Below are 23,477 nucleotides of genomic sequence, written 5' to 3' on the forward strand. Positions count from 1 at the left end.
CTTGTAAGGTTTACAGCCCTATTGGTCCCGGTGATTTTCTTGGCGAATTGCACAGTAACTTTTCTAGCCGGCGACTTTCTAGCAAGTTCGCGGCTGCCCGATCGCAGATTGGAAAGGTTGAGCCCGACGCCAGTGCATGGCGAAAGTTGTCAACGTTTAATCTTTGGACGCGGCTGGAGCGAGGCGAACTTCATGCTGGCGATCGAAAACGCGCTGCAATCAGCGCCCCAAGGGACTCGCGGACTTTCCGACGCCAGATTCAGAGTGGCAGTCGGGCCGGGCGGACTCTTTGCGAAGAAGTGCTTCCTTGTTGATGGAATTCCGGCACGATTGCGCTAAGGACCAATTCCAATACCCCGCCTCACTTCAGGGAGCGGCGAGAAATTCAAGCGACCGGATTTCCCATCCCGTCCGCGGCGCGCAATTTCTTCTCGGAGGAATGGGGCCAGATCTACGGCAGCGCCCTCCGCGATCGTGCCTCCTTTCCCACGTAGAACGCCGTCCGCAGGGCCGACTGGCCGATGTATCGGCGGCAAGAAAGTGCTAGTCTGTTCTATTGAGGCGCCGGCATTCCGGCATTGGGAAGGTTGCAATGAAATTGAAGTTATTTGGACCGCTGCTTGCCGCAGCAAGCTTGCTGGGAGCGCTGCAGTGCAGCAGCGTATCGCCGCTGGAACGCAGTACGCCGCCAGCCGTAGTACGCATCAACACCGGCGTCGCCAATGTTTATCTGGTGCGCGGGGAGCGCCCGATTCTGATAGATACCAGCGTGCCCGACAAACTGGAAGTCGTACTCGATGGACTGCGCCAATCCGGCGTGGAACCTGCATCTCTGGCCCTGGTCATTGTGACTCACGGCCACGGCGACCATGCCGGCAGCGGCCGCTACTTTCATGATCTGGGCGTCCCTGTGGCTGGCGGAGTTGGCGACCTCGACAAATTCACCAGCGGCCACACTGATCTTGGCAAAGCTGTCAGCATTGGCCTGATGGCTCGCATCCTGCGACCAATGTCTGATGGCGACTACCCTGGCTTTCAACCGGACGTGGTCATCAAAGACGTTGTGGACCTTCATCCCTACGGTCTGGAAGGGAATATCATTCCGCTGCCGGGTCATACGCCCGGTTCCGTTGTGGTGCGCACAGGCGACGCGCTTTTTGCCGGCGACCTGATTCGCGGCGGCATCTTTGCCAACGAGACCCCAACCGAGCACTTCTATCATGAGAATCGCCAGCAAGCCCGCGAACAGCTGGGCAAGATCATGAATGACCAGATCAACATGATCTATCCCGGTCACTTTGGACCGTTGCAGGCCCAGGCGATTCGCGAATATCTGGCTGAGCAGTAAGCAAACTTGAAATCTGAATCAGGCAGGACATTTCTGAATCGTACGGCGTCCTGCCTGATCGCGCTTCTTTCGCTGGCAACAGCCTGTCAGCGAGTCGCGCTGAGCGCCGAAGAGCGACAACTGCTGATCCGGGCTGACGAGCTTGTCCCCTATGGTTTTCCAGTTGCCGTGGAAGCAAAGAACAATGAGATCTGGACTAAGACTGAACTTCCGGGCGGCATCACCGAACTGAAGTACAGCTATCGCCCGCAGATAGGCCCGCGCTTTTTCAGTCAGATTGACGCGGACATTGATGCCGACGGCGCAGCAGCAATGATGTCGAATTTGCCGGACGGCATCGCACTGGGAATGAGCGCAGCCCACGGGAAACCGGTACGACGGGATTCCTTGCTTCCTATCGGCGATGAAAGCTTCGTAATCATAGATGAAAACGAAGACGCCAGTCGGCCGCACGGATTCGCGGTAGCCGGTCGCTTCGGCCGTACAGTCATCGCCATTCTTTCCAGCGAAAATCTGATCGAAAGCGACGGATTGCCGGCGTTTCTTCGGCAAAGAATGCAGCAAAGCGCGGACCAGATTGAGCTTCGCCGGATGTTCCTGCCGCCGCCTTGAAGACTGGCCGCCGGCCGGCCTGCGCGCTTTTGCTTGCAGGTAGCATCCGCCCGAGGGTTTACGTAAATATGGTCATTCTGCGCAATATCCTCGCTGTAGTTGGCGGATTGGTCCTGGGCAGCGTTGTCAACATGGGCTTGATCATGATTGGCCCGCACCTCATCGCGCCGCCGCCTGGCGCGGATCTGTCCACGGAAGCGGGATTGGCGGCGGCGATGAGCCTGTTCGAGCCGCGCCACTTTATCTTTCCTTTTCTGGCGCACGCCCTGGGCAGCCTGGCCGGCGCGTTCCTTGCCGCTCGCATCGCAGCAAAACAAAAGCTGGTGCTTGCGCTGCTGGTTGGCGCCATCTTTCTCTTGGGCGGAATCTATATGATTGTCACAATCCCATCGCCCTTGTGGTTTGCGCTGCTTGATTTGATTGGCGCTTACATACCAATGGCCTATCTTGGCGCGCGCCTGTTTCGCAAATCTGGAACCTGAATCGAATTTTCCTATCCGTGAGGCAGTTGCCGCAGCGCTACGCTCAGATGATTTCGAGGTAGCGCTGCAATTCCCAATCGGTGACGGCAAGCTGCGCCTGGCGCCACTCCCAGAGCCGCGTGGCGGTGAAGTGATCGACAAAGGCGTCGCCAAAAAGTTCGCGTGCAACCTTCGATTCGCGCATCTTAGTAGCCGCATCGAAGAGCGTTGATGGCAGGCGCGGCGCATCCGACTGGTAAGCATTGCCGCCCACTGGCGGCGCGCTCAGCGGCAGATTTTTCTCGATACCGTAGAGGCCGGCGGCAATGTACGCGGCCAGCGCCAGATATGGGTTGATGTCCGCGCCGCTGACACGCCCCTCAACGCGCGTCGATTTTGAACTGGGCCCCAGAATGACGCGCATCGCAGCAGTGCGATTGTCCAGGCCCCAGCTGACGCGCGTGGGCGCCCAGAAGCCTTCGACCAACCGCTTGTAGCTGTTGACCGTCGGAGCAAACATCGGTAAGATATCCGGCAGGCAGTGCAGCAAGCCGGCCAGATAACTTTTGAACAGCGGGCTCATTTTTTGAGAGTCCTGCTCGTCGTAGAAGAGGTTGCGCTCGCCGGCGACGTCCCAGAGACTCTGGTGCACGTGTCCGCTGGAGCCAGGCAGATTGAGATTCCAGCGCGCCATGAAGGTTGGCAATACGCCAAAGCGGTAGGCGATTTCCTTGGCGGAGGTCTTGAACAAAACGGCGCGGTCGCCGGCTTCCAGAGCGTCGGCGATGCCGATGGCCGCTTCGTATACGCCGGGTCCGGTCTCGGTATGCAGTCCCTCCAGCGGCACCTCAAAGCGCCCCATTTCATCCATCAATGTAGAAAAGTAAGGTTGTCCATAGGAACTGCGCAGCAAGGAATAGCCAAACATGCCCGGCGTAATCGGCGCCAGATTGCGAAATCCCTTTTCGGCCAGACTCTCCGGCGTTTCCCGGAAATTGAAGAACTCAAACTCCACGCCGATCATTGGCTCATAATTGCGCGAGCGCGCCCTGGCGATAACGCACTTCAGCAACTGGCGCGGACAGATCGGCAACGGCTGCCCCTGCGCATCGACAAAGTCGCCCAGCAGGAAAGGAGTATTGCTATCCCAGGGAATACGACGAAAGGTGCCAGGATCCAGGCGCACTTCGGCATCCGGATAGCCAGTGTGCCAGCCGGTATATTCAACATTGTCGTAGCAGACATCCGCCGCGTCCCAGCCGAAGACCACGTTGCAAAAGCCAAAGCCCTTCTGCATTGCAGATTTGAATTTGTCGATGTGGATGTACTTGCCGCGCAACACGCCATCGATGTCGACGATGGCTGCCTTGATCTTCTCCGCGCCAGAATCCTGAATTTGCTGCACCAGTTCTTCAATGCTATGCTTGTTGGTGGCCATCCATCGCTCCGCTTGCGCTGCCCGCGCAAACGAGAGCAGGTTGCCATAGTGCGCTTGCAAAGCGATTTTCGTCGACTCAAGCGGACGAAGCGCCGGAAGCGTTACGCGTCAGCCGCGCCGCTTGAAAGACTGAACCCATCCGGGCCGGGTCGTCGCTCATCACGCCATCCGCGCCGCGGCCAAATAGGAGTTCCGCTTCCTGCGGCTCATTGACCACCCAGTAGTCGATGCGCAGGCCAGCGCGGTGGACGCGCTCGATAAAACGCGCGCGGTCGAAGACCCAGCGACCGCGACGGCGGGGCAGTTGCACAGCGTCGCCGCGACCGCGATAGTCGGCCGGCCACCAGCGCGGCAGAAATAGCAAACGCAATAGATCAGGATTGCGCACGCCGCTCCCGCCTTGAAAGCCCGCGGCGCGCACCCTTTGCAAGACCTCGCCGCTGAAGCTGGTCAAGTGAGTACGTGCGGCGGCGTTGCTGCGTTCCAGCAGCTCGAGCACTGCGCGCGTCGCCGCCCCGTCATGTTGCTTGATGTCGACATTGAGCGGCGCTTCTGGAAAGTTCGCGAGGACTTCGTCAAGCAGCGGCGGAGGATACTTCCGGCCAGGATCAAAGCGCGTTCGATCGCTGGCTTGAGCATGCGGCTGAAAGCGGGCGCCCATGTTCCAGCGCACAATCTCGGTTGCCGCGCTTTCACAGATCAGTGCGGCTTGACCGGCCATGCGCAAGCCATCGCGATCGTGGGCCACTACCACTTTGCCGTCGCGGCTGAGATGCACATCAAGCTCAAGGTGCGTGGCCCCGTCTTGCAGCGCCTGCTGAAAGGCGGCGATGGTGTTTTCTGGCAGCAATCGGCTGGCGCCGCGGTGTGCGTAGAGTCGAAGATCGTGCATGGGCGTCGGCAGCATTAAAACTTACGAAAGAGCACGTAGTTTTCCTCATCGCGAAAACTGAAGCCCTCGCCGATGACGCGCGTACTGTAGTTACGGCGCCCAGCGCGAATGATCGGCTCAAGTTCAGCAGACTCCGCCTCGCGGTATTGGTAGCGACCTTCCCTGCATTTCAATATCGCAAGCGCCTCCAGCTCCGGCATCATTCGCGCCGCTGCTACATCGCCAAAATGGTTACAGGTCAGCAGCAAACCGCCGGAACGCAGGCAGGGCAGACAGGAGTCGACCACTTTGGGAGCGTAGAGCGACAGCAGCAAGTCGTAGTCGGATCCCGGCAAGCTCGGTCCGGCAATGTAGTCTTGAAGTACAAAATGAAAGTCCGACGCCGGGCGATAACTCTTGCGCGATTCAATCAAATTCAGAACGACCGGGCGGTCCTCAAAGAAGCGCGCCGCGTCCTGCTTGAGATCAACGTAGTCCACGCAGGGAATGTGAAAGGAGGGCGTCAGGTGAACCGAACTGCCCGGATACAACGCGCGCCTGATCGGAAAGCTGCGGGCCAGCAACTGGAAGAGACCCTCGCGTTCGAAATCAAAACGCACGTAGCGTTTGTCATAAGCTGTATCCAGGCGGCTGGCGCCCCGCCGCCCGGCGCCGGCGTCAATGGCTTTCGAGCCAGGCCTTCAAATCGCCCAGCACGCGCGCGCGATCGGCCGGCAGCTCGTTCATCGTTTCGTGAAACAATCCTTCGTACATCTTTAAGGTCTTGTCTTTGGTGGTCAGGAGCTCGTACAGGCGACGCGAGCTTTCCGGAGAGACGATCCCATCGGCAGTGCCCTGGAACACATAAGCCGGTACGGTCAGATGGCTGGCTTTTTTGAAGATCGCCTTGCCCAGACTGAAAAGGTTGCTGGCCATCTGAAAGGAAACTTTGCCATGAACAAGAGGGTCGGCCTTGTAGGCGTCAATTTCTGATTGGTCGTGAGAAAGATAAGTCAGGTCCAGATTGGCATCGAGGGTGGTGGCCGGGGCCACGCGAGCAAAGACCTGGGCCAGGAACTTCTTGATGCGCTTGGCAAAATCAAGCTGCACAATCAAGCCCGGAGCGCTGACAATCAAGGCGTGCAGGTTTCGCTGGTTGGTGCCCTCAAGGGCGTACTGCAGCGCCATTACGCCGCCCAGCGAATGTCCCAGAAGATAGACCTTGTTCTCGCCGTTTTCCTTGCGCGCCAGCTGGACGAGGTCCGCCAGGTCGTCGACATAAAGCTGAAATTGGTCCACATGGCCGCGCTTGCCGCCGGTTTTTCCATGGCCGCGAGAATCCAGCGCGTAGAAGGCCGTTCCGGTTCCGTCGAGGGCCTCGCGCAGGTGGCCGTAACGGCCGCTGTGCTCGCCAAAGCCGTGCTGAACGACCATCACTCGCCGGGTTTGCTGCGGGAGCCATCGGTGGTAGGCCAGTTCAAAATCGTCCTTGGAGGACCGCAGTATTCCGTCGGTTTGTTGATACATTTGACATAGGCCTGCAAAGGCGGCGCAAAATCACAAATGATTTTTTACAGTTCAATTGCGCCCGCAGCCGCCTGACTGCAAAAACAGGTGACGGTGGACTATGGCTGCCGAGCCTGCGCGAATGCTGCTGCACCCCGGAAAAGCCGATTTCAAGGACTTCGACGCCGAGACGCGTTCCATCTTTCAGGCGACCATCGAATTTTTCGAAAAGAAAGGGAATGCTGCCATGAAGCGCGAGGACCATGAGGCGGTCTGGGTGGCGGACTTCCTGGAGTTTTTAGCCCAGAAGCAGGTCTTCTACAAGTTCCTGACTCCCTCGGCCTATGGCGAAACAGGCTGTCGCTTCGATTCGGCGCGTAACACGCAGTTCAGCGAGATTCTTGGCTTCTATTCGCTATCGCACTGGTATCCCTGGCAGGTATCCATCCTGGGCCTTGGACCCTTCTGGATGAGTCCCAATGAAACCGCCAAGAAGCGCGCTGCCGCCGCGCTCAAATCCGGCGGCGTATTTGGCTTTGGCCTTTCCGAAAAAGAACACGGCGCTGATCTGATTGGCACCGACATGCTGCTCATCCCCCAGGGCGAAGGCAAGTATGTCGCCCGGGGAGATAAGTATTACATAGGAAATGGGAACTGCGCGGCGCTGCTTTCGGTATTCGCGCGCATGGAAAATGGCAAGGAGTATGCCTTTGTTTCAGTAGCGCCCGATCACAAGAGCTATGAATGCAAAAAGAATGTGGTGCACGGGCAGAAGTACGTGGCCGAATTCGAACTGCACGACTACCCGATCGCTGAGGACGATATTCTGTTGCGCGGACGCCCCTCCTGGGATGCGAGTCTGGCCACCGTAGCCTACGCCAAGTTCAATCTTGGACTGGCTGCTACGGGCATCTGCACGCACGCATTCTATGAGGCAATCAATCATGCTGGCAATCGCAAGCTCTACGGAACCTTTGTTAGCGATTTTCCGCACGTGAAGCAATTACTGGGCGAGGCCTATGCGCGTCTTTGCGCCATGCGACTTTTTGCCTACCGCGCCAAAGACTACATGCGCGCCGCCTCGGCCGAGGATCGCCGCTATCTATTGTACAATCCGATGGTCAAGATGAAGGTTACCATGCAGGGCGAAGAGGTAATCGATCTACTGTGGGACGTGATTGCTGCACGCGGCTTTGAAAAGGATATGTACTTTGAATCCGCCACACGCGATATCCGCATGCTGCCTAAACTGGAAGGCACCGCCCATGTCAACATGGTGCTGGTGATCAAATTCATGCGCAGCTATCTGTTTGATAGCAGTTCGCTCAAGGCCCCGCCCTCCTCCAACGCTGCCGCCGAGGAGAACTTCCTGTTCCAGCAAGGCGCCACCACCAAGGGCCTGGACAAAGTTGGCTTTGGCGATTGGCGGCAGCGCTTTGCCGGTCGCAGCGAAGCCAACGTCGCTCGCTTTATGGAGCAGGCCGAAGTATTTTGTTCCTTTCTTTCCAGCGAGGGTCCCAATGCCGAGCAAAGCAAGGACCTTGATCTGATGCTGACCGTGGGCGAGCTGTTTACGCTCATTGCCTACGGCGGCCTGGTTCTCGAGCAGGCGGCGCTGCAGGGCGCTGCGTCGGCCCTGGTTGACGAGATCTTTGATTTCCAGGTGCGCGATTTCAGCAAACACGCCGTAACCCTCTACCAGAAGTCCTCGCTCAGCGAGGCGCAACAAAAGCTGGCGCTGGCCATGGTGCGGCGACCGGCAGCCGACGAAAGCCGCTCTGCTCAGGTGCATGAAATGGTCATGGCGCACAAGGGCGCCTATGTCATGCGCTCCTGACGGAATCGGAGCGCTTTCTGCGTACATTTTCTGATTGAAGCTTGCGGGGCGCGCATTTCGGTCTGGACATGTCGCTGGACGAACTGCTGCCCTATTTGAGCTGGATCCGCCATCATCCCTGGCTCAGCTCCGCAATTGCCGCGGGAATCTTTTTGCTTATAATCGGACTGCGCGATATTCTGCAGCGCAGTCATGTAATCCGTCATAACTTTCCGATTGTTGGCAACCTGCGCTACTTCCTGGAAACGATCGGCCCAGAATTGCGGCAGTACTGGGTGGCCAACGACAAGGAGGAAATGCCCTTCAGCCGCGCCGAGCGCCGCTGGGTCTACGCTACCTCCAAAAAGCAGGACAACAACTTTGGCTTTGGCACCACCGAGCTGCTCTACGATGCGGGCTATCCGATCATCAAGCACGCCGCCTTCCCCTTTCCAGAGCGCGAGGCGCGATACGTAGAAGGCGATCCAACGATGGTCCCAAGCTTGAAGGTGATGGGCGAGTGGCGCAATCGTCGTCGCCCTTTTCGTCCAGGATCGATCGTGAACATCTCGGCCATGTCCTATGGCTCGCTTGGCAAGCGCGCCGTGTCCGCTTTGAATCAGGGAGCGCGCATGGCGCGCTGCTACCACAACACCGGCGAGGGCGGCCTGTCGCCCTTCCACCAGTTTGGCGCCGACGTGGTCTGGCAACTTGGCACCGGCTACTTTGGCGCTCGCGACGAACAGGGACGCTTTTCGCTGGATCGCGCGTTGCAACGCCTGCAGCAAAATCCAAATGTCTGCGCCATCGAGATCAAGCTTTCCCAGGGCGCCAAGCCTGGCAAGGGCGGGATCCTGCCCGGCGCCAAGGTCACGGCGGAAGTGGCCGCAATTCGCGGCATTCCACAGGGTAAGGACTGCATTTCACCCAACGCACATTCCGAGTTTCGCGACACCCGCGGCCTGATAGACTTTATCGAGCGTCTGGCCGATGCCAGCGGACTGCCAGTGGGCATCAAGAGCGCCGTCGGCGAGCATGCCTTCTGGGAAGAACTGGCGGCCATGATGCGCGACAGCGGCCGCGGACCGGATTTCATCACTATTGACGGCGGCGAAGGCGGCACCGGCGCCGCGCCGCTGACTTTCACCGATCACGTTTCGCTGCCCTTCAAAGTCGGCTTTGCTCGCGTCTACATGGAATTCCAGCGCGCTGGCGTCGCCGATCGCGTGGTCTGGATTGGCAGCGGCAAGCTGGGTTTTCCCGATCGGGCCATTGTCGCCTTCGCCATGGGCTGCGACATGATCAATGTAGCGCGCGAGGCCATGATGTCGATTGGCTGCATCCAGGCGCAGCGTTGCCACACTGGCCATTGTCCGGCGGGCGTCGCCACGCAGAATCGCTGGCTGGAATCGGGCCTCAATGTGTCGCTCAAGGCGGAGCGCACCGCCAACTTCATCAAGGGTTTGCGCAAGGAATTACTCAGCGTGGCTCATGCCTGCGGCTATGAACATCCGCTACAATTCAAAGGCGAGGATATCGAGATCAGTAGCGGCCAGAATCGGTTCCGTACTTTGAGCGACGTCCTGGGCTATGAACGTAATCCTGTAGACTTTACAACGATGCTGGACTATACAGCGCACATTCCGGCGCCCAAGGAGTTGAGCGCCGTCTGAGCGGCCTTCAACTGGCGTTGCTGGTCGGACCGGCGCCGGCGCCTGGATCGTCGGGCGGCGTCTTACCTTCCGGGGTAAGCCGATCGATCAATCCGGGCAAGGTGTCGCGCAGAAAACTGACCGCCACGGTTTCGGAGACGCCAGCGCGACGCGCCAGCTCCAGGACGCGCTCGCTGCCGAGCGCCGCCTTGATTTGCTCGGCGGAGATCATAGAATTCGGACCGCCGCCCACCCAGCTGGAGGCAATCTCGCCCAGACCCTTGTTCTTGAAGTCGGCAACGATGCCGCTGACGCCTTTTTCTTTCAGCAGCCCAACCAGGCCTTCGGCCAGTCCGGGCTGGCCCTCGCCTTTTTTAAGCAGCTCGTTGGCAGCGCCCACCACTCGATCCAGGAAGCTCATCGACGCCCTCCAGCTGCGCTACGGCGACAGGCGCCTGCGCAATAGCAAATGATTTCTGTCATGCGCCGCTCACCGATTCGCCTTTCAGATCGCGAGTCATCAGTTCCAGGATGGCGCGATCGACCGGCTTGTTCTCAAAGAGTATGGCATGCACCTGCTCGGTTACCGGCATGCTGATCTTTTCGCGTTTGGCGATGTCGAAAATCAAGCGCGCCGCTTCCACGCCTTCAGCCACGGCGGTCATTCCTTTCAGAATTTCATCCAGGGTCTTGCCGGCGGCCAGGTTTTCGCCTACGTAGTGGTTGCGGCTCATCTTCGAACTGCAGGTGGTGATCAGGTCGCCCATGCCAGCCAGTCCGTAAAAGCTCTCCGGGCGAGCGCCAAAGTGCGTTCCAAAGCGAATGATTTCCACCATGCCGCGCACCATCAGCGCTGATTTGGCATTGTCGCCAAGTTCCAGGCCGTCCACAATCCCCGCCGCAATAGCGATGACGTTTTTCAAGGTGCCGCCAAACTCCGCCGCGGCCGTATCATCGTTGGTGTAGACGCGGAAATAGGGCGAGCTGAATGCCTTCTGGACAAATTGCGCCGTCTCCAGATTCTCCGCGCTGCAGACCGTAGCCGCCGGCTTGCGCGCCGCAATCTCGCGGGCGATGTTCGGTCCGGAAAGTACGGCAATGTAGCGCCAGCGCTCCGGCGGCAGATTTTCGCGCAGCAGTTCGGAGGGTCGCTTGTTGTCGCCGGGATTGAGTCCCTTGGTGGCCGACGCAATAACAGCGTCCGGCGGCAGCACCGGCGCCAGCGCCTTTACGGTAGAACCAATGAATTTCGACGCCGTGACCACGACGATCAATTGCTTGCCGGCGCCTGCTTCGGTAAAGGAGGTAACGGCGCGAATGTTTTCAGGAAGCTTTACTCCTGCAAATAGTTGAACATTTTCATGTTTCTGATTTATGTCGTCGGCGAGGGCCTGGTCGTGACACCAGAGGTCTACGCTGTGGCCGTTTTCGGCCAGGATCTTGGCGAGGGTGGTTCCCCAGGCGCCGGAGCCAATTACTGCTGTTTGCATGGTCTGAATCGGCCGAAGGCCCTGGTCGCTGTCAAGCGCGGCGCAAGTCCGCCGGGATGCCGCAGCCTGGCTTGACAGAACTCCGAGGGCCGGCGCTGGATGGGCTCATGGCCCGGATTACTGGAGTCGGCGGCGTATTTTTCAAGGCGAAGGACCCGCAGGCCCTTGCCGCCTGGTATCGCGATCATCTGGGCCTGCAACTGGCCGACTTTGGCGGCGCCATTCTGCGCTGGTCCGACGACCGCGCCAGCGACGGCGGCCTGACCGTCTGGCACGTCGCCGAACAGTCCACAAAGTGGTTCGAGCCTGGCTCGTCTTCCTTTATGATCAACTATCGCGTGGACAATATGGAAGAAATGCGCCAGCAGTTGCAGTCGGCAGGGGTCGTTATTGTGCAGGGTCCGGAGGATCATGAGAACGGCCGCTTCATGTGGATTCAGGATCCTGAGGGCAACAAGGTCGAACTATGGGAGCCAAGAGCCTGGCAACGCTGAGCAACCTTGCCGGCCGCTGCCTCCAGTTCTGGAATTGGCCTCAAGCGCGCTGCCGAAGGTCATTGCTGCAAGCGGGTCTGCTTCTGCTGCTCCTGCCGGGCATGCTCTCCGCGCAACCGGTCTACCGTTATTCAAGACAAGCTTCGACAGACGGCGTAGTCGATCTATCGAGCGCGCCGGACCTGGCGGAGTACGAATTTTCCGCGCGGCCGCTGCGGCTGGTATTTGTGCTGAAGCCTTACGGCGCCAGAGCGTCGCAGTGGAACGCGCTGCGTCTTGTCGCCTGGGAGACATCCAGCATTTTTGATCAGATTCGCAATGGCGCTCGCTACGATGATATCCCCTTCTTTGCTGCAGGCAGCGGACTGGCTGCAGAGCGCGGCGGCTACACGCAGCTCTACCTCGACCAGAATGCAATGCACTATATCTTCTGTCAGACCTCGCCCGGCGGCGACTGCCGCGCTACGCTGGTTAGACAGCAAGGCGACCGACTGCTTCTGCGCTGGGAGATTGCCAGCGTCGTTCTGCAAGGTCAAGGCGAAGGATCGCCCATTGCCGCTCTTGGCGGACGCACGCTGTACCTGGCGGCGGCAATCGACGCCAACAACAATGGCATCCTGGATCCTGGCGAATGCAAGCGGCTGCGCATCCTGCTGCGCTGAACTATCTCTGGCGCGAACGGCAATATTTACACTGGTCAATCTACTTTGTTTCGCTGCTAAGAACACGCTCGATGCGCCGATCAGGAATCAGCCAGAAGAGTGCAATCAGCAACTAGAGCGACTGTGAAACCTGCGGCCAGAGAAATGCAGCTGGGATGGCCAACAAATAGCCAACCAGTGAAACCTTTCCCTTCCAATCATTGCCCACGGCGCGCTTCAGCGGCGAATCCTCGCCCTGGCTGGCAATGATGCGCTGCTGCAGGAGCAAATAGGCAAAGCCAGCCATCAGCAGCGCAACTCCATAAAGCGCCGTAGGCGCCGCCGCAAAATGATTCTCGCCCATCCAACCGGTAAAGAAGGGCAGCAGCGAGAGCCAGAACAGCAGATGCAGATTGGCCCAGAGGATGCTGCCGGATACGTTGCGCACCGTATGCAACATGTGGTGGTGGTTGTTCCAGTAAATGCCCAGATACAAAAAGCTAAGCACGTATGCCAGAAAAACGGGAATCAGCGGCCGCAAGGCCTCAAAGCTTTCGCCGTGCGGCGTTTTCATTTCCAGCACCAGAATCGTAATGATTATGGCCAGCACGCCGTCGCTGAAGGCTTCCAGTCGGTTCCGGGTCATGGGAACGGAGCGCATGTTGCTCTATTGCGGAAGGCAATCAAAAAAGTGGCCAGAGCCTGACGGAGCAGGGGCGAAACTAAATTGATTGATTTCGCAGTATTTCCTCAGAATTTATGCAAATGCAAATAGCTCCAACGGATCGAACGATCCGCCTGGCCCTTTTCTTCCTGATCTGGGCGCTGGGCCTTCAATCGCTGCAGGCTGAGGGCGCAGATCAGAGCGCCGCTGAATCGTCGTCGCCAGCTGCACCAGCGGCTGCGTCACCCGCTGAATCCGCTGTGCTGCCACCGGAAGCGCCGCGTCAGGCCCCGCCTGGTTTCGCCGCCAATCAGGCGGCGCTGCGGCTATACTCTGGTCCCGCGCTGGCCGCTCCCGGAGGATCATTTGTTCGCCATGAAAAATTGTACGACCGGACGCTGCGGCTTGGCGGGCAACTGGGTCAGGTGGAATCGGCAATTCCCAGCCTCCCCGCAATCGTTTTCAATTCCAATTACGAAAGTGGCGGCCTCTTTGCAGCGGAGCTTGAACTTGGATTGAATTCTCATATAGGCGCGGGTCTCACAATTTCGGTCTCTAATATTTTTGTGCGCCGCCAGGATGTGGTTCGCGGATTGAGTATTACTCGCCAGATACTGGAGCCGGTCCCTACCTATACGAGCCTCCTTTCGGTCGCATCGCTACAGTTCTTATTCTCGCTTCATCCATTTCCTGAGCAGAAGTTTGATCCTTACCTTATCCTGCGCGGCGGTCCCGCCTTCGCCTCCGGAAAAGCGCATGCTGGCTACTCTCCGGATCTGACGCGGGCAAACGACACGCTTCAGAACGGACGCGGTTTTTCCTACGGCGGCGGCCTCGGACTGAACTTCTACTTGCATCGGAACATTGCTCTCAATCTGGAGACTTCCTACCAGTTCAGCGCTCTAAAAGCCGATCAATTCAACAGTCGCAGCGTTTACAATAGCTATCTGACGATTGGGGTTACGCTGCGCACGGAACCCTAGCGGACAGATCGTCAAATTTTTTTGCTGGACGCAGCCAGGGCCGGCGCCTTAGCTACTGAACGATCGGTCAGTCACTTAACGATCGATTGATCAGAGACCAAATGAATACTCCAGAAGACCCTGCCGTTCCCGGGCCCTCGCGCGCCGAGGCTCGCGCCGAAGAAACCGGCCTTGCCATTGGCGAGGCGGCCTTTGCCGTCCTCTGCCAGAAGGGCTACCACGGCGCCTCCATCCGCGACATCGCCAGGGCGGCGCGCGTGTCCGAAGCGCTGCTCTATCACTACTACCCCAACAAGGTTGAGCTGGTGACGGCAGCGTTGATTCAGAAAATACAGGAGATCAGTCCGCAGATTCTGTCGCCGCTGTCGATTGAGACCCCTCGCAGCGGCAAACTGGACGCCACGCTGCAGGTTTTCTTTGAGTCTCTGGCGCGCATCTTTGCCAGACCGGAAAGCGGCGAGATGTTTCGTGCGCTGCTGCTCAGCTCCTCGCAGCTGCCGCTGGAACAACAGCGCAGAGTCGTCGAGGCGCTGCACCGTAACGCCTGGAACCCCGCCGCACAGCGCTTGCATTCGCTGCTGCCCGCCGATCGCCGGCGCGAAATCGACGCTTACGCCCTGTTTCGCGTCATTCAGGGGGCTTTTATGGGCTACTTCATGTTCCAGGAGACCCTGGGCTGGAAGCAGTTTGTGGAACTCGACCCGCTGCTCTATCGAGAGACGATCGTTTCCATTCTCAGCGGCGGACTGGCCGCTATCCGACGACAGCCACGGCGCACAAACGCGAATCGCAAAGCCGCCGCTGGCGGCCGCAAACGAAAAAGGGCAAAGCCATGATACGCCGTCATTCGTTCTATCTGCAACTGCCGATCGCGCTTTTTTGCGCCGGCGTCTCGCTGCTGGCGCAGGAACAAGGCGTTGCACTCAGTCTGGCCGAAGCCGAACGCTACGCGCTATCACGCAACACGGCGCTGCATATTCAGGAAAACCAGACGCGAATCGCCGAACTCAATCGCAGCATTGCCGACGCCGCCGCCTGGCCAAAGCTTGGCGCCGTTCTACAATATTCCTGGATGCAACCGCCGCCTGGCGCAAAGCGCGAACTCCTGCCGGGCGTCGAACTCGATCTGACCAGCGGCCATGAGGTCGCGTCCTACGGCGTCCAGTTGAGGCAAACGCTCTATGCCGGCGGCCGCATCGAGGCGGCGCAGGAAATTGCGCGTCTTGGCGAAGAACTCAGCCATCGCCTGCAGGCCGACGCCGCCGGGGCCACACGGCTGCAGGTTCGCACCCTGTTCCTCCAGACTTTGCTCCTTGAAGGCATTGAGTCGTTGGCCGAGCAGAATGCCGCGCGCGCCGAGCAGCGACGGTTGGATGCCGAGAAACGACTGGCCGCCGGCGTTATTCCGCGCCTGGAATTGCTGAGACTCAGCGCCGAAGCGGCCGACGCCAGCGTGGCCCGCAATGAACGCAGTGATCGCACGCGCGCCGCGCGCGCCGCTCTGCGTCTGGCCCTTGATTGGCCCGAAGAGTCCGGTCCCGCGCTGAGCGGCGACCTTGTATCCTACGCCGATCGCCCCGCGGATCTGCAGTACTTGCGCGATCAATCGGGACATTCGGAACGCCTCCGCGCGGCGCAATTGCAAGTGCAGATGGCCGAAGCCAACGTCACAGCAACGCGCGGACAGATGCTGCCGACGATCAGCGCCGCAGCCGGCGCCGATCTGCATCGACCGCATCTGGGACAGAGTCGCTATGATACAGGCTACTCCGTCTCCATGCAGCTAACCATGCCGCTCTTTGAACACGGTCGCATTCAGAACGAAATCTCGCGCGCCGAGGTTGAGGCCGAGAATGCCCGACTGCAGCTGCAAAATGCTGAACGGGAGCTGGACAATCTGCGGACGCGAACCGTTGACGCCATTGCCAGCCTGCAGGCTTCGCTGCCAGCGCGCCGCCAGAATGTAGAACGGGCTCAGGCCGTGCGCGATGCGACAGATGTAGCGCGCCGCAGCGGCGCTGCTTCGGAGCGCGATCTTTCCGATGCCGAACTGGCCCTGCTTGCAACGCGCACCGACCAGTTGCGCGCCATCAGCGAGTGGCTGATTGCCATGGCGCAATGGGAACAGCTCACCGCTTTGCAATCGGGAATCTTTGAATCGAGCGCGCCGCCTTCGCCGGCGTCGGCGCAGGAGTCTTCACAACCATGAATGGAAACTTTTGGAAATATCAATCCATTGTAGTTACTCTATTATTCGTTCTTGCCTGCCAGGGCAGCAAAGAATCCATCGCCGGTTCCGGGGTCATTGAAATCGACGAATACCAGGTGGCCTCGCTGCTGGGGGCGCGCGTAGAAACCATTCACGTAGAAGAGGGACAACTGGTCCGTCGCGGTCAATTGATTGCAACGCTGGTTGCCGATGAGGCTTCCGCCGACGTAGGCGCCACGCGCGCCGCGCAGGCCGCCGCGCAACAAAATGTAGCCCAGGCCGAGGCCAACCTTGCCAATGCCAGCGAAGAATTGAGCCGCGCCCAGACGCTCTTCCAGAGCGGAGTGATTGCCCAGCAGGATCTGGATCGCGCGCGCTTGCGCCGCGATGTGGCGCGTACGCAGCGCGATGCCGCGGCGGCGCAAAGCAGGCAGAGCGGCGCCACGCGATCGCGCGCCGAGTCGCGACTGCGCGAAACGCATCTCTATGCGCCGGTCGACGGGCGCGTCTTGCGTCGCAACTTTCTGCCCGGCGAAGTGGTCCTGCCAGGAGCGGCGGTAGCCGTGGTTGGCGATCTGAAGTCGGCTCGACTGCGCATTTTTGTATCGGAGCGCGATCTGGCGCGTATCAGGCCGCAGCAGCCAGCGCTGGTCGCCGTCGATGGCCTGTCCAAACCGCGCGCCGCACATGTTTCGATCATTGGCAATGAAGCCGAATTCACGCCGCGCAACGTGCAGACCGCTGAGGCGCGGGCGCGACTGGTCTTTGCTGTCACCCTGGCCATCGAAAACAACGACGAGGCGCTGAAGCCAGGCATGCCAGCCGATGGTCAGGTGCTTATCGCCGCAGCCGCGCCGGAGGCTGGAGATGACAGCGCTCATTGAAGTTCAAAATGCCGTGCGCAGCTTTGGCGCACAGCGGGCAGTGGATGGCGTTTCCTTTACGGTGGCGCCTGGCGAAATCTACGGCCTGATAGGACCGGATGGCGCCGGCAAGACCACCATGCTGCGTCTGCTGGTGGGCGCGCTGGAAGCCGACCAGGGCGATGTGCGCGTCGGCGGCGAAGACCTTCGTCGCCATGCGGATCGCGCGCGGGCGCGGATTGGCTACATGCCGCAGGCCTTTGGACTTTACGGCGATTTGAGCGTTGCCGAAAATATTCGATTCCTCGGACAGTTGCAGGGCATCCCCCGCGCCCTGCGCGAAAAACGGGCCGCCGAGCTCTTGCAATTTGTTCGACTGGAAGAGTTCAGCAATCGCCCCGCCGCCGCTCTTTCTGGCGGCATGTACAAGAAACTGGCCATCGCCTGTGCGCTGATCCACGAACCTTCCGTGTTGATCCTGGATGAGCCTACCAACGGCGTCGATCCGGTGTCGCGGCGCGAATTGTGGGCGCTGATTTTTGAACTCTCCACACGCGGCGTGGCCACGCTGGTCAGCACGCCCTACATGGATGAGGCCGAGCGCTGTGATCGCACCGGACTGCTATGGAAAGGCCAGCTGCTGCGCGAGGGACGGCCCGCGGATTTGCTTGGAGAACTGGAAGGCCGCATCTTTCGCTGTCAGCCTGACGACAGGACAGGCCTCCCGGAACTGGTGCAGAAACTGCAAGCGCTGGGCCCGCCGGTCACGGCGGCCTACATTGCCGGGCAGAGCGCACACCTCATCATCGATCAGCGCCGACATTCTACAACCCTGCGCAGCGCGCTGCCGCGCGGCGTACGGCGCGATACAGTCGCGCCATCCTTCGAGGACCTCTTCATGCATCTGCAGTCCGGCGGCGCAACATGAGCGCGCTGGCAGTGAAGGCGCATCTGCTGCGCAAGACCTTTGGCGACTTTGTTGCTGTCGACTCGATCAGCTTTGAAGTGCAGCGCGGCGCCATTTTTGGATTTCTGGGGGCCAACGGCGCAGGCAAGTCCACCACCATTCGCATGCTTTGCGGCATATTGCCGCCGACCTCCGGCGAGGCCGAACTGGAGGGGCTGCGCGTAGGCCGCGACATGCACCAGATCAAGTCGATCATCGGCTACATGTCGCAGAAATTCTCCCTCTACAGCGACCTCTCAGTTGTTGAAAATATACGATTCTACGGCGGCGTCTACCGTTTGGGCGGCCGCGAACTGCGACGACGCGAAGAGCAGATTCTGGAAATGGCCGATTTACGCGAGCAATCGCGGCGGCCGGTGCGCGAACTATCCGGCGGCTGGAAGCAGCGACTGGCGCTGGGCTGCGCCATCCTGCATCGACCGCGGGCCATCTTTCTGGATGAGCCGACCGCCGGCGTCGATCCACAGGCGCGCCGCACCTTCTGGGACATTATCTTCCGACTGCGCGACGAAGGCGCCACGGTATTTGTTACCAGCCACTACATGGACGAAGTCGAGCAGTGCGATCGCATCGCCCTCTTGCATCGCGGGCGCATAGCCGCGCTGGGCTCGCCCTCCGAGTTGAAGGACAACAGCATAATCGGCGCGACCCTTTCCATCCAGAGCCAGAACCCGCTGCGCGCCCGCCAGGCCTTGCAGGGCTTTCCCGAGCTCTTGCGCATCGATCCCTTTGGCCGCGATCTGCATGCCATTGCACGCACCCGACAGGCGGCGGAAACGGCGCGACTCTGTCGCCGCATTCAGGCCGCGGCAGAGGCAGCCGGCGCTGGCCGCACTGTGGCGCAGCCAATCCGCCCCAGTCTGGAAGATGTATTTGTTTATATTATTGGAGAGAACCAAACGATCGGAGAAGCCGCGTCTTGAAGGCCTCATTGTTGCGTCTGCTGGCCATGGCCTGGAAGGAGTGGCTGCATATCCGCCGCGATGCACGCACGCTCTACATTGCGCTGATCATGCCGTCCGTGCTGGTGCTGCTGTTTGGCTATGCTGTCAATTTTGACGTAGACCGCATCGCCCTGGGCGTGCTGGACCTCGATGGCACGCAGGCCAGCCGTGCATTGACCATGCGATTGGGCGCCGGCGACTGGTTTTTGCCGCACAACTATTTGAGCCAGGCGGAACTCAGCGATGCGATCGAACACGGACAGATCAAGATCGCCCTGCTGATACCGGCCGGCTTTGCTCGCCGTCTGGAACGAGGCGAGGATCAGGCCATCGGGGCCTTTGTCGACGGATCGGACAACAATGCCGCCGCCATCGGCGTCAACTATCTGCAGCTATTTGTGCTGGACTACTCGCGACGCGTCACGCTGCAGCGACTTGATCGCTTTGGCGTGCGCCTGCAGGGCGGCATCCAGCTGACGCCGCGCATCCTTTACAATCCGGACCTGCGCAGTCGACACTTCGCCCTGCCTGGACTGATTGTGATTGCCCTCGCGGTCATTGCTGCGCTGCTTTCCTCGCTGACGATCGCTCGCGAATGGGAGCGCGGATCGATGGAGCAGTTGATTGCCACGCCGGTGCGACCGCATGAGATCGTACTGGGCAAGATCGTTCCCTACGCCGTCATCGCCGTCGTCCAGACGCTGGCCGCCACAGCTCTGGCAACCTGGCTTTTCGACGTTCCTTTTCGCGGCAGCCTGCTGAGTCTACTGGTAGCGGCGACGGCCTTTGCCATTGTCACGCTGGGTATTGGCGTGATGCTTTCAGCGGCGCTGCGCGCTCAGCTGCCAGCGATGCAGGCGGCGCTGATGTCGTCGCTATTGCCGGCGCTTTTTCTTTCTGGCTTTGTATTTCCCATTGAATCGATGCCGGCGCCGCCGCGCGCCCTCAGCTACATTGTCCCTGCCCGGCATTTGATCCTGGTGTTTCGAACCATTTTTCTGAAGGGCGAGGGTATTGACACGATCTGGGCGGAACTGCTGATGCTGGCGCTGCTGGCCTGCGCCGTGCTGTTGATGGCCTCGCGGCGTTTGAAGAAGAGGGTGGCCTGAGCTTATGTTTCGTCCGCTGCTGGCATTGATCCAAAAAGAATTCTTACAGACGCTGCGCGACCGACGCATGCTGGTAATCATTTTCCTGATACCGTTGATTCAGACGACGATCTTTGGCGTTGCAGTGTCCAATGAAGTGCGCAATGTGCCCATTGCCGTGATCGATTCCAGCCGCACGCTACAGAGCAGGGAATTGATCGATGCCTTGCGCGCCAACGATCACTTTCGATTCGTCTACCTGGGCCCTGATGTTTCGCGCGGCGAGGAGCTGCTGCGCAACAATGCGGCGCGCATTGCAGTCTATTTTCCGCCGGACTACGCGCGGCGTCTTGATCGCGGCGAAGTTGCCACGGTGCAGGCCCTGGTGGACGGCAGCGATTCCAATTCTGCCGGCATCGCCCTGGGATACATGCAGCGCATTGTTGCTGTGCAGTCCGCTGCGACGCTTCGCCCGCGTTCGCTGTCGCCGATTGCCCTGAGTTCGCGCGGCGGCGTCGAACTGCGCGATCGACTCTGGTACAATCCCGGCGGCGAGTCGCGCTACTACCTGTTGCCCGGTATTGGCACAATGGTGCTGACCACTGTGATTATGCTGCTGACGGCAATGGGCATCACCCGCGAGCGCGAAACCGGCTCCTTTGATCAGCTGGTCGTCTCGCCCATTCGCCCCTGGCAATTGCTGCTGGGCAAGACCGCGCCCTTTGCCGTCATCGGTCTGCTTGAAGCCGCACTGGTAACAGCGGCCAGCGTCTTCCTGTTCGGTCAGCCCTTTGTTGGCTCGCTTGCCACGCTCAGCGCTCTGGATGCGCTCTACGTGGTAGTGATGCTTGGGCTGGGGCTCTTGATTTCCTCGGTCAGCGCTTCGCAACAGCAGGCCATGCTAACGGTATTCGCTTTTTTGCTGCCGGCAACGATTCTATCCGACTTCTTTTTTCCGCTGGCCAACATGCCGGAGCCCATTCGCTGGCTGACGATTGTCAATCCGATGCGTTATTGCATGGCCGCGCAACGCATGATCTTCCTGAAAGGCGCAGGTTTTGCCGAGATCAAATGGAATCTGGTCGCCCTTGCCGGACTTGCCTTTCTATTTTACGGTCTGGGCGCCTTGCGCTTCAAACGAATGTTGCGCTGAATTGGCCGATCGACGGAGCAGAACTGTGAGCGATGAGCACTTTCGAAAATTGGAAAACATGATGCATTCGGCGCCGGTGATCAAGCTCACCGGGCTGCGCGCTTCAATCGCCAGCGGCGAATCCAGAATGACTCTTGCGGTGCGTGAAGAGCTATTCCACGCGGCGGGGGCCATGCATGGTTCGCTTTACTTTCTGGCTCTGGACAATGCCGCCTTTTTTGCGGTCAATTCTCTGGTGGAGGACGTCTTTGTTTTGACGGCGACCTTTGACGTGCGTATCATGAAGCCGGTTTCGTCCGGCGAAGTCGTCGCCCAGGGCAAGGTCGTATCGCAAGCGCGTTCCATCTTTACTGCCGAAGCGGTCCTCTACAACGCCGCTGGCGAAGCGATTGCGCAGGGCCAGGGAAAATTCATGAAAAGTAAGATGAAGCTCAGCCCGGAAATGGGCTATCGCATCCTGGAGCGCTGACTTCGTTCCTGCTCACAAAAGACCGCTCACAAAGCGACAGATCGCTTCTTCTACGATCCTGCGTGCAGTCACATGCGGAAAATGCGCACAGTTGGGAAGCAGCAGCTGAGCCGGCGATTGCTGCACATTCCGGGCAATTGATTCGATCTGAGCCGCGCTCCCGTATTCGTCGGACTGACCTTGAATCAACAGCAACGCTTGCCGGATTCTCGACATCTCTGGCACGATATTCCAGGATGCAAATTCCGGCGAAAGCCAGGTATCGTGCCACGCATCAAACAGAGCGGCTGTTTTGGCGCCGTGAAAGCGCTGCAAGCCGGTTGCCAGGCCCTTTTCATCGTAGACGCGCTTGAAATTGCGAATTCCCTCGCGCGTCAATTCCTCGACCATTACGTGCGGCGCCATCGCGGCCACGGCGCAGACGTCGTCGAACATGGAAGCATATAACAGAGCAATGCTGGCGCCGTCGCTGTGGCCAATCAGAATCACCTTGTGTAGTTCCAGCTTCTGGATTAACTGGCGCAATACGACACGCGCCTCAAGGTGCAGGTAATCGATGCCACGTTTTGCGGGCATGGCGTCCGACTTGCCGTGACCAAGTCGATCGTAAACCACCGCGCGCAGTCCAAGCGCCGTGGAAATCCGCTCCGGAAAGGCCTTCCACTGTTCGACGCTGCCCAGCGCATCATGGAGAAACAGCAACACGGGATCGTCGACCGGGGATTCCAGCGGATGGAGCGTGACGCCGTGAATCGCGCCTCGAGGCAGCTGAACTTGAAAGGGCTCTTTCAAGCTTTGCAGCTGGGGCCGGGCTGCAAGGGCGGCAAGAGGAAAAGCATCGGGGATGACTGAAGCGGGCGGCTCAACCCAGTACTACAAATGGCTGCTTCCCTGATCCCCGGGTGCGCCCAAAAGCAGCTTGACCCCTGCTCAGTGTTTAGCGTTTGAATTGCGTTCAGCACTGAAGGTCATGGGCGTCCAGGAGCGAAAGGAGCGCGAGAAGGCGGAAATGCGCCAGAGCATTATCGCCGCGGCCACCAGGCTCTTTCTGGAAAAGGGCTACGAATCTGTTTCGATTCGCAACATCGCCGCCGCTATTGAGTACAGCCCCGGAACCATCTACTTATACTTCAAAGACAAGGACGACATTCTGTACGCCATTCAAGATCAGGGCTTTACCCTCTTCTTTGAAACTATGCAGCGAGTCGCAGGCGCCGAAAAAAACCCGCTCAAACGACTGCGCAAGCTGGCGCACGCTTACTTTGAGTTTGCTCTCAAGCATCCTGAACACTATGATTTGATGTTTATCATTCGAGCTCCGATGCGCGCCGCTGAGAGTTGGATGCAGGGCGAGAACTCTTTTGAATTCCTGCGCGCCACGGTTCGCGAGTGTATCGACGCAGAGCTCTTGCCCTTTTCCGATGAAAACGTGGGGGCAATGTTTTTCTGGTCGCAAGTGCACGGAGCAGTGTCTCTGGCGCTGCGCGATCGGCTGGGAATGTTTCCGGAAAAGGAACGTCAGCGCGTGTTGCGTCGTAGCGTGGAGCTTACGCTGGACATGGCCGAAGCGCTGCTGCGCGCCCGCCAGCCGCAGCCGGCCCGCCGCGCCCGATCGAGGCGCTGAGTTTTTTGTTGCTGTCTGAACGGTGTTCATTTTATATGTTATGTTTATATGCAGAACGTCGTTCGCGCCGGTTGCGGCGCCCTGGACCGCAGCCGGTCAATCTGGGCCTTCCTGCGCCCCGTCTGGGCGCCTGCCCTGCTGGCAATGTTTGCCTCTTGCGGCGGCAGCGCCGCGAAGGCTGAAA

25 protein-coding genes are annotated in these 23,477 nt (G+C 59.4%); 17 read left to right on the top strand and 8 right to left on the bottom strand.

Annotated features, from left to right (window positions below; genetic code table 11):
• Positions 1–592 precede the first annotated feature (592 nt).
• From K1X75_15935 to K1X75_15945, 3 genes are all read left to right on the top strand, one after another.
• The gene (locus K1X75_15935) at positions 593–1,348 is read left to right on the top strand and encodes an MBL fold metallo-hydrolase (protein MBX7059554.1); all 756 of its coding nucleotides are present in this window, start codon (positions 593–595) and stop codon (positions 1,346–1,348) included.
• A 6-nt stretch (positions 1,349–1,354) separates the two neighbouring features.
• A complete protein-coding gene (locus K1X75_15940) occupies positions 1,355–1,960 on the top strand; it encodes a hypothetical protein (protein ID MBX7059555.1) in 606 nt (201 codons plus the stop codon).
• A gap of 68 nt (positions 1,961–2,028) precedes the next feature.
• The gene (locus tag K1X75_15945) at positions 2,029–2,442 is read left to right on the top strand and encodes a hypothetical protein (protein ID MBX7059556.1); all 414 of its coding nucleotides are present in this window, start codon (positions 2,029–2,031) and stop codon (positions 2,440–2,442) included.
• Positions 2,443–2,485: 43 nt separating this feature from the next.
• Here the strand turns inward: K1X75_15945 and K1X75_15950 are convergent, their stop codons facing one another.
• The 4 genes from K1X75_15950 to K1X75_15965 form a co-directional block, all read right to left on the bottom strand.
• A complete protein-coding gene (locus K1X75_15950; GenBank protein MBX7059557.1) occupies positions 2,486–3,859 on the bottom strand; it encodes a glutamine synthetase family protein in 1,374 nt (457 codons plus the stop codon).
• A 76-nt stretch (positions 3,860–3,935) separates the two neighbouring features.
• Entirely contained in the window at positions 3,936–4,751 is an 816-nt protein-coding gene (locus K1X75_15955) for a hypothetical protein (GenBank protein MBX7059558.1), read from the bottom strand.
• A gap of 14 nt (positions 4,752–4,765) precedes the next feature.
• Positions 4,766–5,350: a hypothetical protein gene (locus tag K1X75_15960; GenBank protein ID MBX7059559.1), complete on the bottom strand. Its 585-nt coding sequence runs from the start codon at positions 5,348–5,350 to the stop codon at positions 4,766–4,768.
• 58 nt (positions 5,351–5,408) lie between these two features.
• Positions 5,409–6,257, bottom strand: a complete 849-nt coding sequence (locus tag K1X75_15965) for a lysophospholipase (GenBank protein MBX7059560.1) — start codon at positions 6,255–6,257, stop codon at positions 5,409–5,411.
• A gap of 121 nt (positions 6,258–6,378) precedes the next feature.
• Between K1X75_15965 and K1X75_15970 the strand changes: the two genes are divergently transcribed.
• Positions 6,379–8,073 carry an acyl-CoA dehydrogenase gene (locus tag K1X75_15970; GenBank protein ID MBX7059561.1) on the top strand — a complete coding sequence of 565 codons (1,695 nt, stop codon included), beginning with the start codon at positions 6,379–6,381 and terminating at the stop codon, positions 8,071–8,073.
• A gap of 68 nt (positions 8,074–8,141) precedes the next feature.
• Positions 8,142–9,725, top strand: a complete 1,584-nt coding sequence (locus K1X75_15975) for an FMN-binding glutamate synthase family protein (GenBank protein ID MBX7059562.1) — start codon at positions 8,142–8,144, stop codon at positions 9,723–9,725.
• Positions 9,726–9,732: 7 nt separating this feature from the next.
• Here the strand turns inward: K1X75_15975 and K1X75_15980 are convergent, their stop codons facing one another.
• Both K1X75_15980 and K1X75_15985 read right to left on the bottom strand, forming a co-directional pair.
• Positions 9,733–10,125 carry a YidB family protein gene (locus K1X75_15980; protein MBX7059563.1) on the bottom strand — a complete coding sequence of 131 codons (393 nt, stop codon included), beginning with the start codon at positions 10,123–10,125 and terminating at the stop codon, positions 9,733–9,735.
• 58 nt (positions 10,126–10,183) lie between these two features.
• Positions 10,184–11,194, bottom strand: a complete 1,011-nt coding sequence (locus K1X75_15985) for an NAD(P)-dependent glycerol-3-phosphate dehydrogenase (GenBank protein ID MBX7059564.1) — start codon at positions 11,192–11,194, stop codon at positions 10,184–10,186.
• Positions 11,195–11,301: 107 nt separating this feature from the next.
• Here K1X75_15985 and K1X75_15990 point away from each other — a divergent pair, with 107 nt between their 5' ends.
• Both K1X75_15990 and K1X75_15995 read left to right on the top strand, forming a co-directional pair.
• The gene (locus tag K1X75_15990) at positions 11,302–11,688 is read left to right on the top strand and encodes a VOC family protein (protein MBX7059565.1); all 387 of its coding nucleotides are present in this window, start codon (positions 11,302–11,304) and stop codon (positions 11,686–11,688) included.
• Positions 11,689–11,750: 62 nt separating this feature from the next.
• Positions 11,751–12,350, top strand: a complete 600-nt coding sequence (locus K1X75_15995; GenBank protein ID MBX7059566.1) for a hypothetical protein — start codon at positions 11,751–11,753, stop codon at positions 12,348–12,350.
• Between the two features lie 112 nt (positions 12,351–12,462).
• Here the strand turns inward: K1X75_15995 and K1X75_16000 are convergent, their stop codons facing one another.
• On the bottom strand, positions 12,463–12,975 hold the full coding sequence (locus K1X75_16000) for a TMEM175 family protein (GenBank protein ID MBX7059567.1): 513 nt from the start codon (positions 12,973–12,975) through the stop codon (positions 12,463–12,465).
• Between the two features lie 119 nt (positions 12,976–13,094).
• Between K1X75_16000 and K1X75_16005 the strand changes: the two genes are divergently transcribed.
• The 9 genes from K1X75_16005 to K1X75_16045 all read left to right on the top strand — a co-directional run bounded on the left by K1X75_16005 (position 13,095) and on the right by K1X75_16045 (position 21,669).
• Complete coding sequence (locus tag K1X75_16005) at positions 13,095–13,976, top strand: hypothetical protein (protein ID MBX7059568.1); 882 nt, start codon at positions 13,095–13,097, stop codon at positions 13,974–13,976.
• 101 nt (positions 13,977–14,077) lie between these two features.
• A complete protein-coding gene (locus K1X75_16010; GenBank protein ID MBX7059569.1) occupies positions 14,078–14,812 on the top strand; it encodes a TetR/AcrR family transcriptional regulator in 735 nt (244 codons plus the stop codon).
• Positions 14,809–16,185: a TolC family protein gene (locus tag K1X75_16015; protein MBX7059570.1), complete on the top strand. Its 1,377-nt coding sequence runs from the start codon at positions 14,809–14,811 to the stop codon at positions 16,183–16,185. The genes K1X75_16010 and K1X75_16015 overlap by 4 nt, the downstream gene beginning before the upstream one ends.
• Positions 16,182–17,069, top strand: a complete 888-nt coding sequence (locus tag K1X75_16020; GenBank protein ID MBX7059571.1) for an efflux RND transporter periplasmic adaptor subunit — start codon at positions 16,182–16,184, stop codon at positions 17,067–17,069. The genes K1X75_16015 and K1X75_16020 overlap by 4 nt, the downstream gene beginning before the upstream one ends.
• Entirely contained in the window at positions 17,053–17,976 is a 924-nt protein-coding gene (locus tag K1X75_16025) for an ABC transporter ATP-binding protein (protein ID MBX7059572.1), read from the top strand. The genes K1X75_16020 and K1X75_16025 overlap by 17 nt, the downstream gene beginning before the upstream one ends.
• Complete coding sequence (locus K1X75_16030) at positions 17,973–18,938, top strand: ABC transporter ATP-binding protein (protein MBX7059573.1); 966 nt, start codon at positions 17,973–17,975, stop codon at positions 18,936–18,938. The genes K1X75_16025 and K1X75_16030 overlap by 4 nt, the downstream gene beginning before the upstream one ends.
• The gene (locus K1X75_16035; protein MBX7059574.1) at positions 18,935–20,068 is read left to right on the top strand and encodes an ABC transporter permease; all 1,134 of its coding nucleotides are present in this window, start codon (positions 18,935–18,937) and stop codon (positions 20,066–20,068) included. Before K1X75_16030 ends, K1X75_16035 begins: the two co-directional genes overlap by 4 nt.
• 4 nt (positions 20,069–20,072) lie before the next feature.
• Entirely contained in the window at positions 20,073–21,200 is a 1,128-nt protein-coding gene (locus tag K1X75_16040) for an ABC transporter permease (GenBank protein MBX7059575.1), read from the top strand.
• A 25-nt stretch (positions 21,201–21,225) separates the two neighbouring features.
• Complete coding sequence (locus tag K1X75_16045; protein ID MBX7059576.1) at positions 21,226–21,669, top strand: PaaI family thioesterase; 444 nt, start codon at positions 21,226–21,228, stop codon at positions 21,667–21,669.
• Positions 21,670–21,681: 12 nt separating this feature from the next.
• Here K1X75_16045 and K1X75_16050 read toward each other — a convergent pair whose 3' ends face one another.
• Positions 21,682–22,461, bottom strand: coding sequence for an alpha/beta hydrolase (locus tag K1X75_16050; GenBank protein ID MBX7059577.1), 780 nt, complete (start codon positions 22,459–22,461; stop codon positions 21,682–21,684).
• 157 nt (positions 22,462–22,618) lie between these two features.
• Between K1X75_16050 and K1X75_16055 the strand changes: the two genes are divergently transcribed.
• On the top strand, positions 22,619–23,293 hold the full coding sequence (locus tag K1X75_16055; GenBank protein ID MBX7059578.1) for a TetR/AcrR family transcriptional regulator: 675 nt from the start codon (positions 22,619–22,621) through the stop codon (positions 23,291–23,293).
• Positions 23,294–23,477: the final 184 nt, after the last annotated feature.

Source organism: Leptospirales bacterium (assembly GCA_019694655.1).
Taxonomy (GTDB): Bacteria; Spirochaetota; Leptospiria; order Leptospirales; family Leptonemataceae; genus SSF53.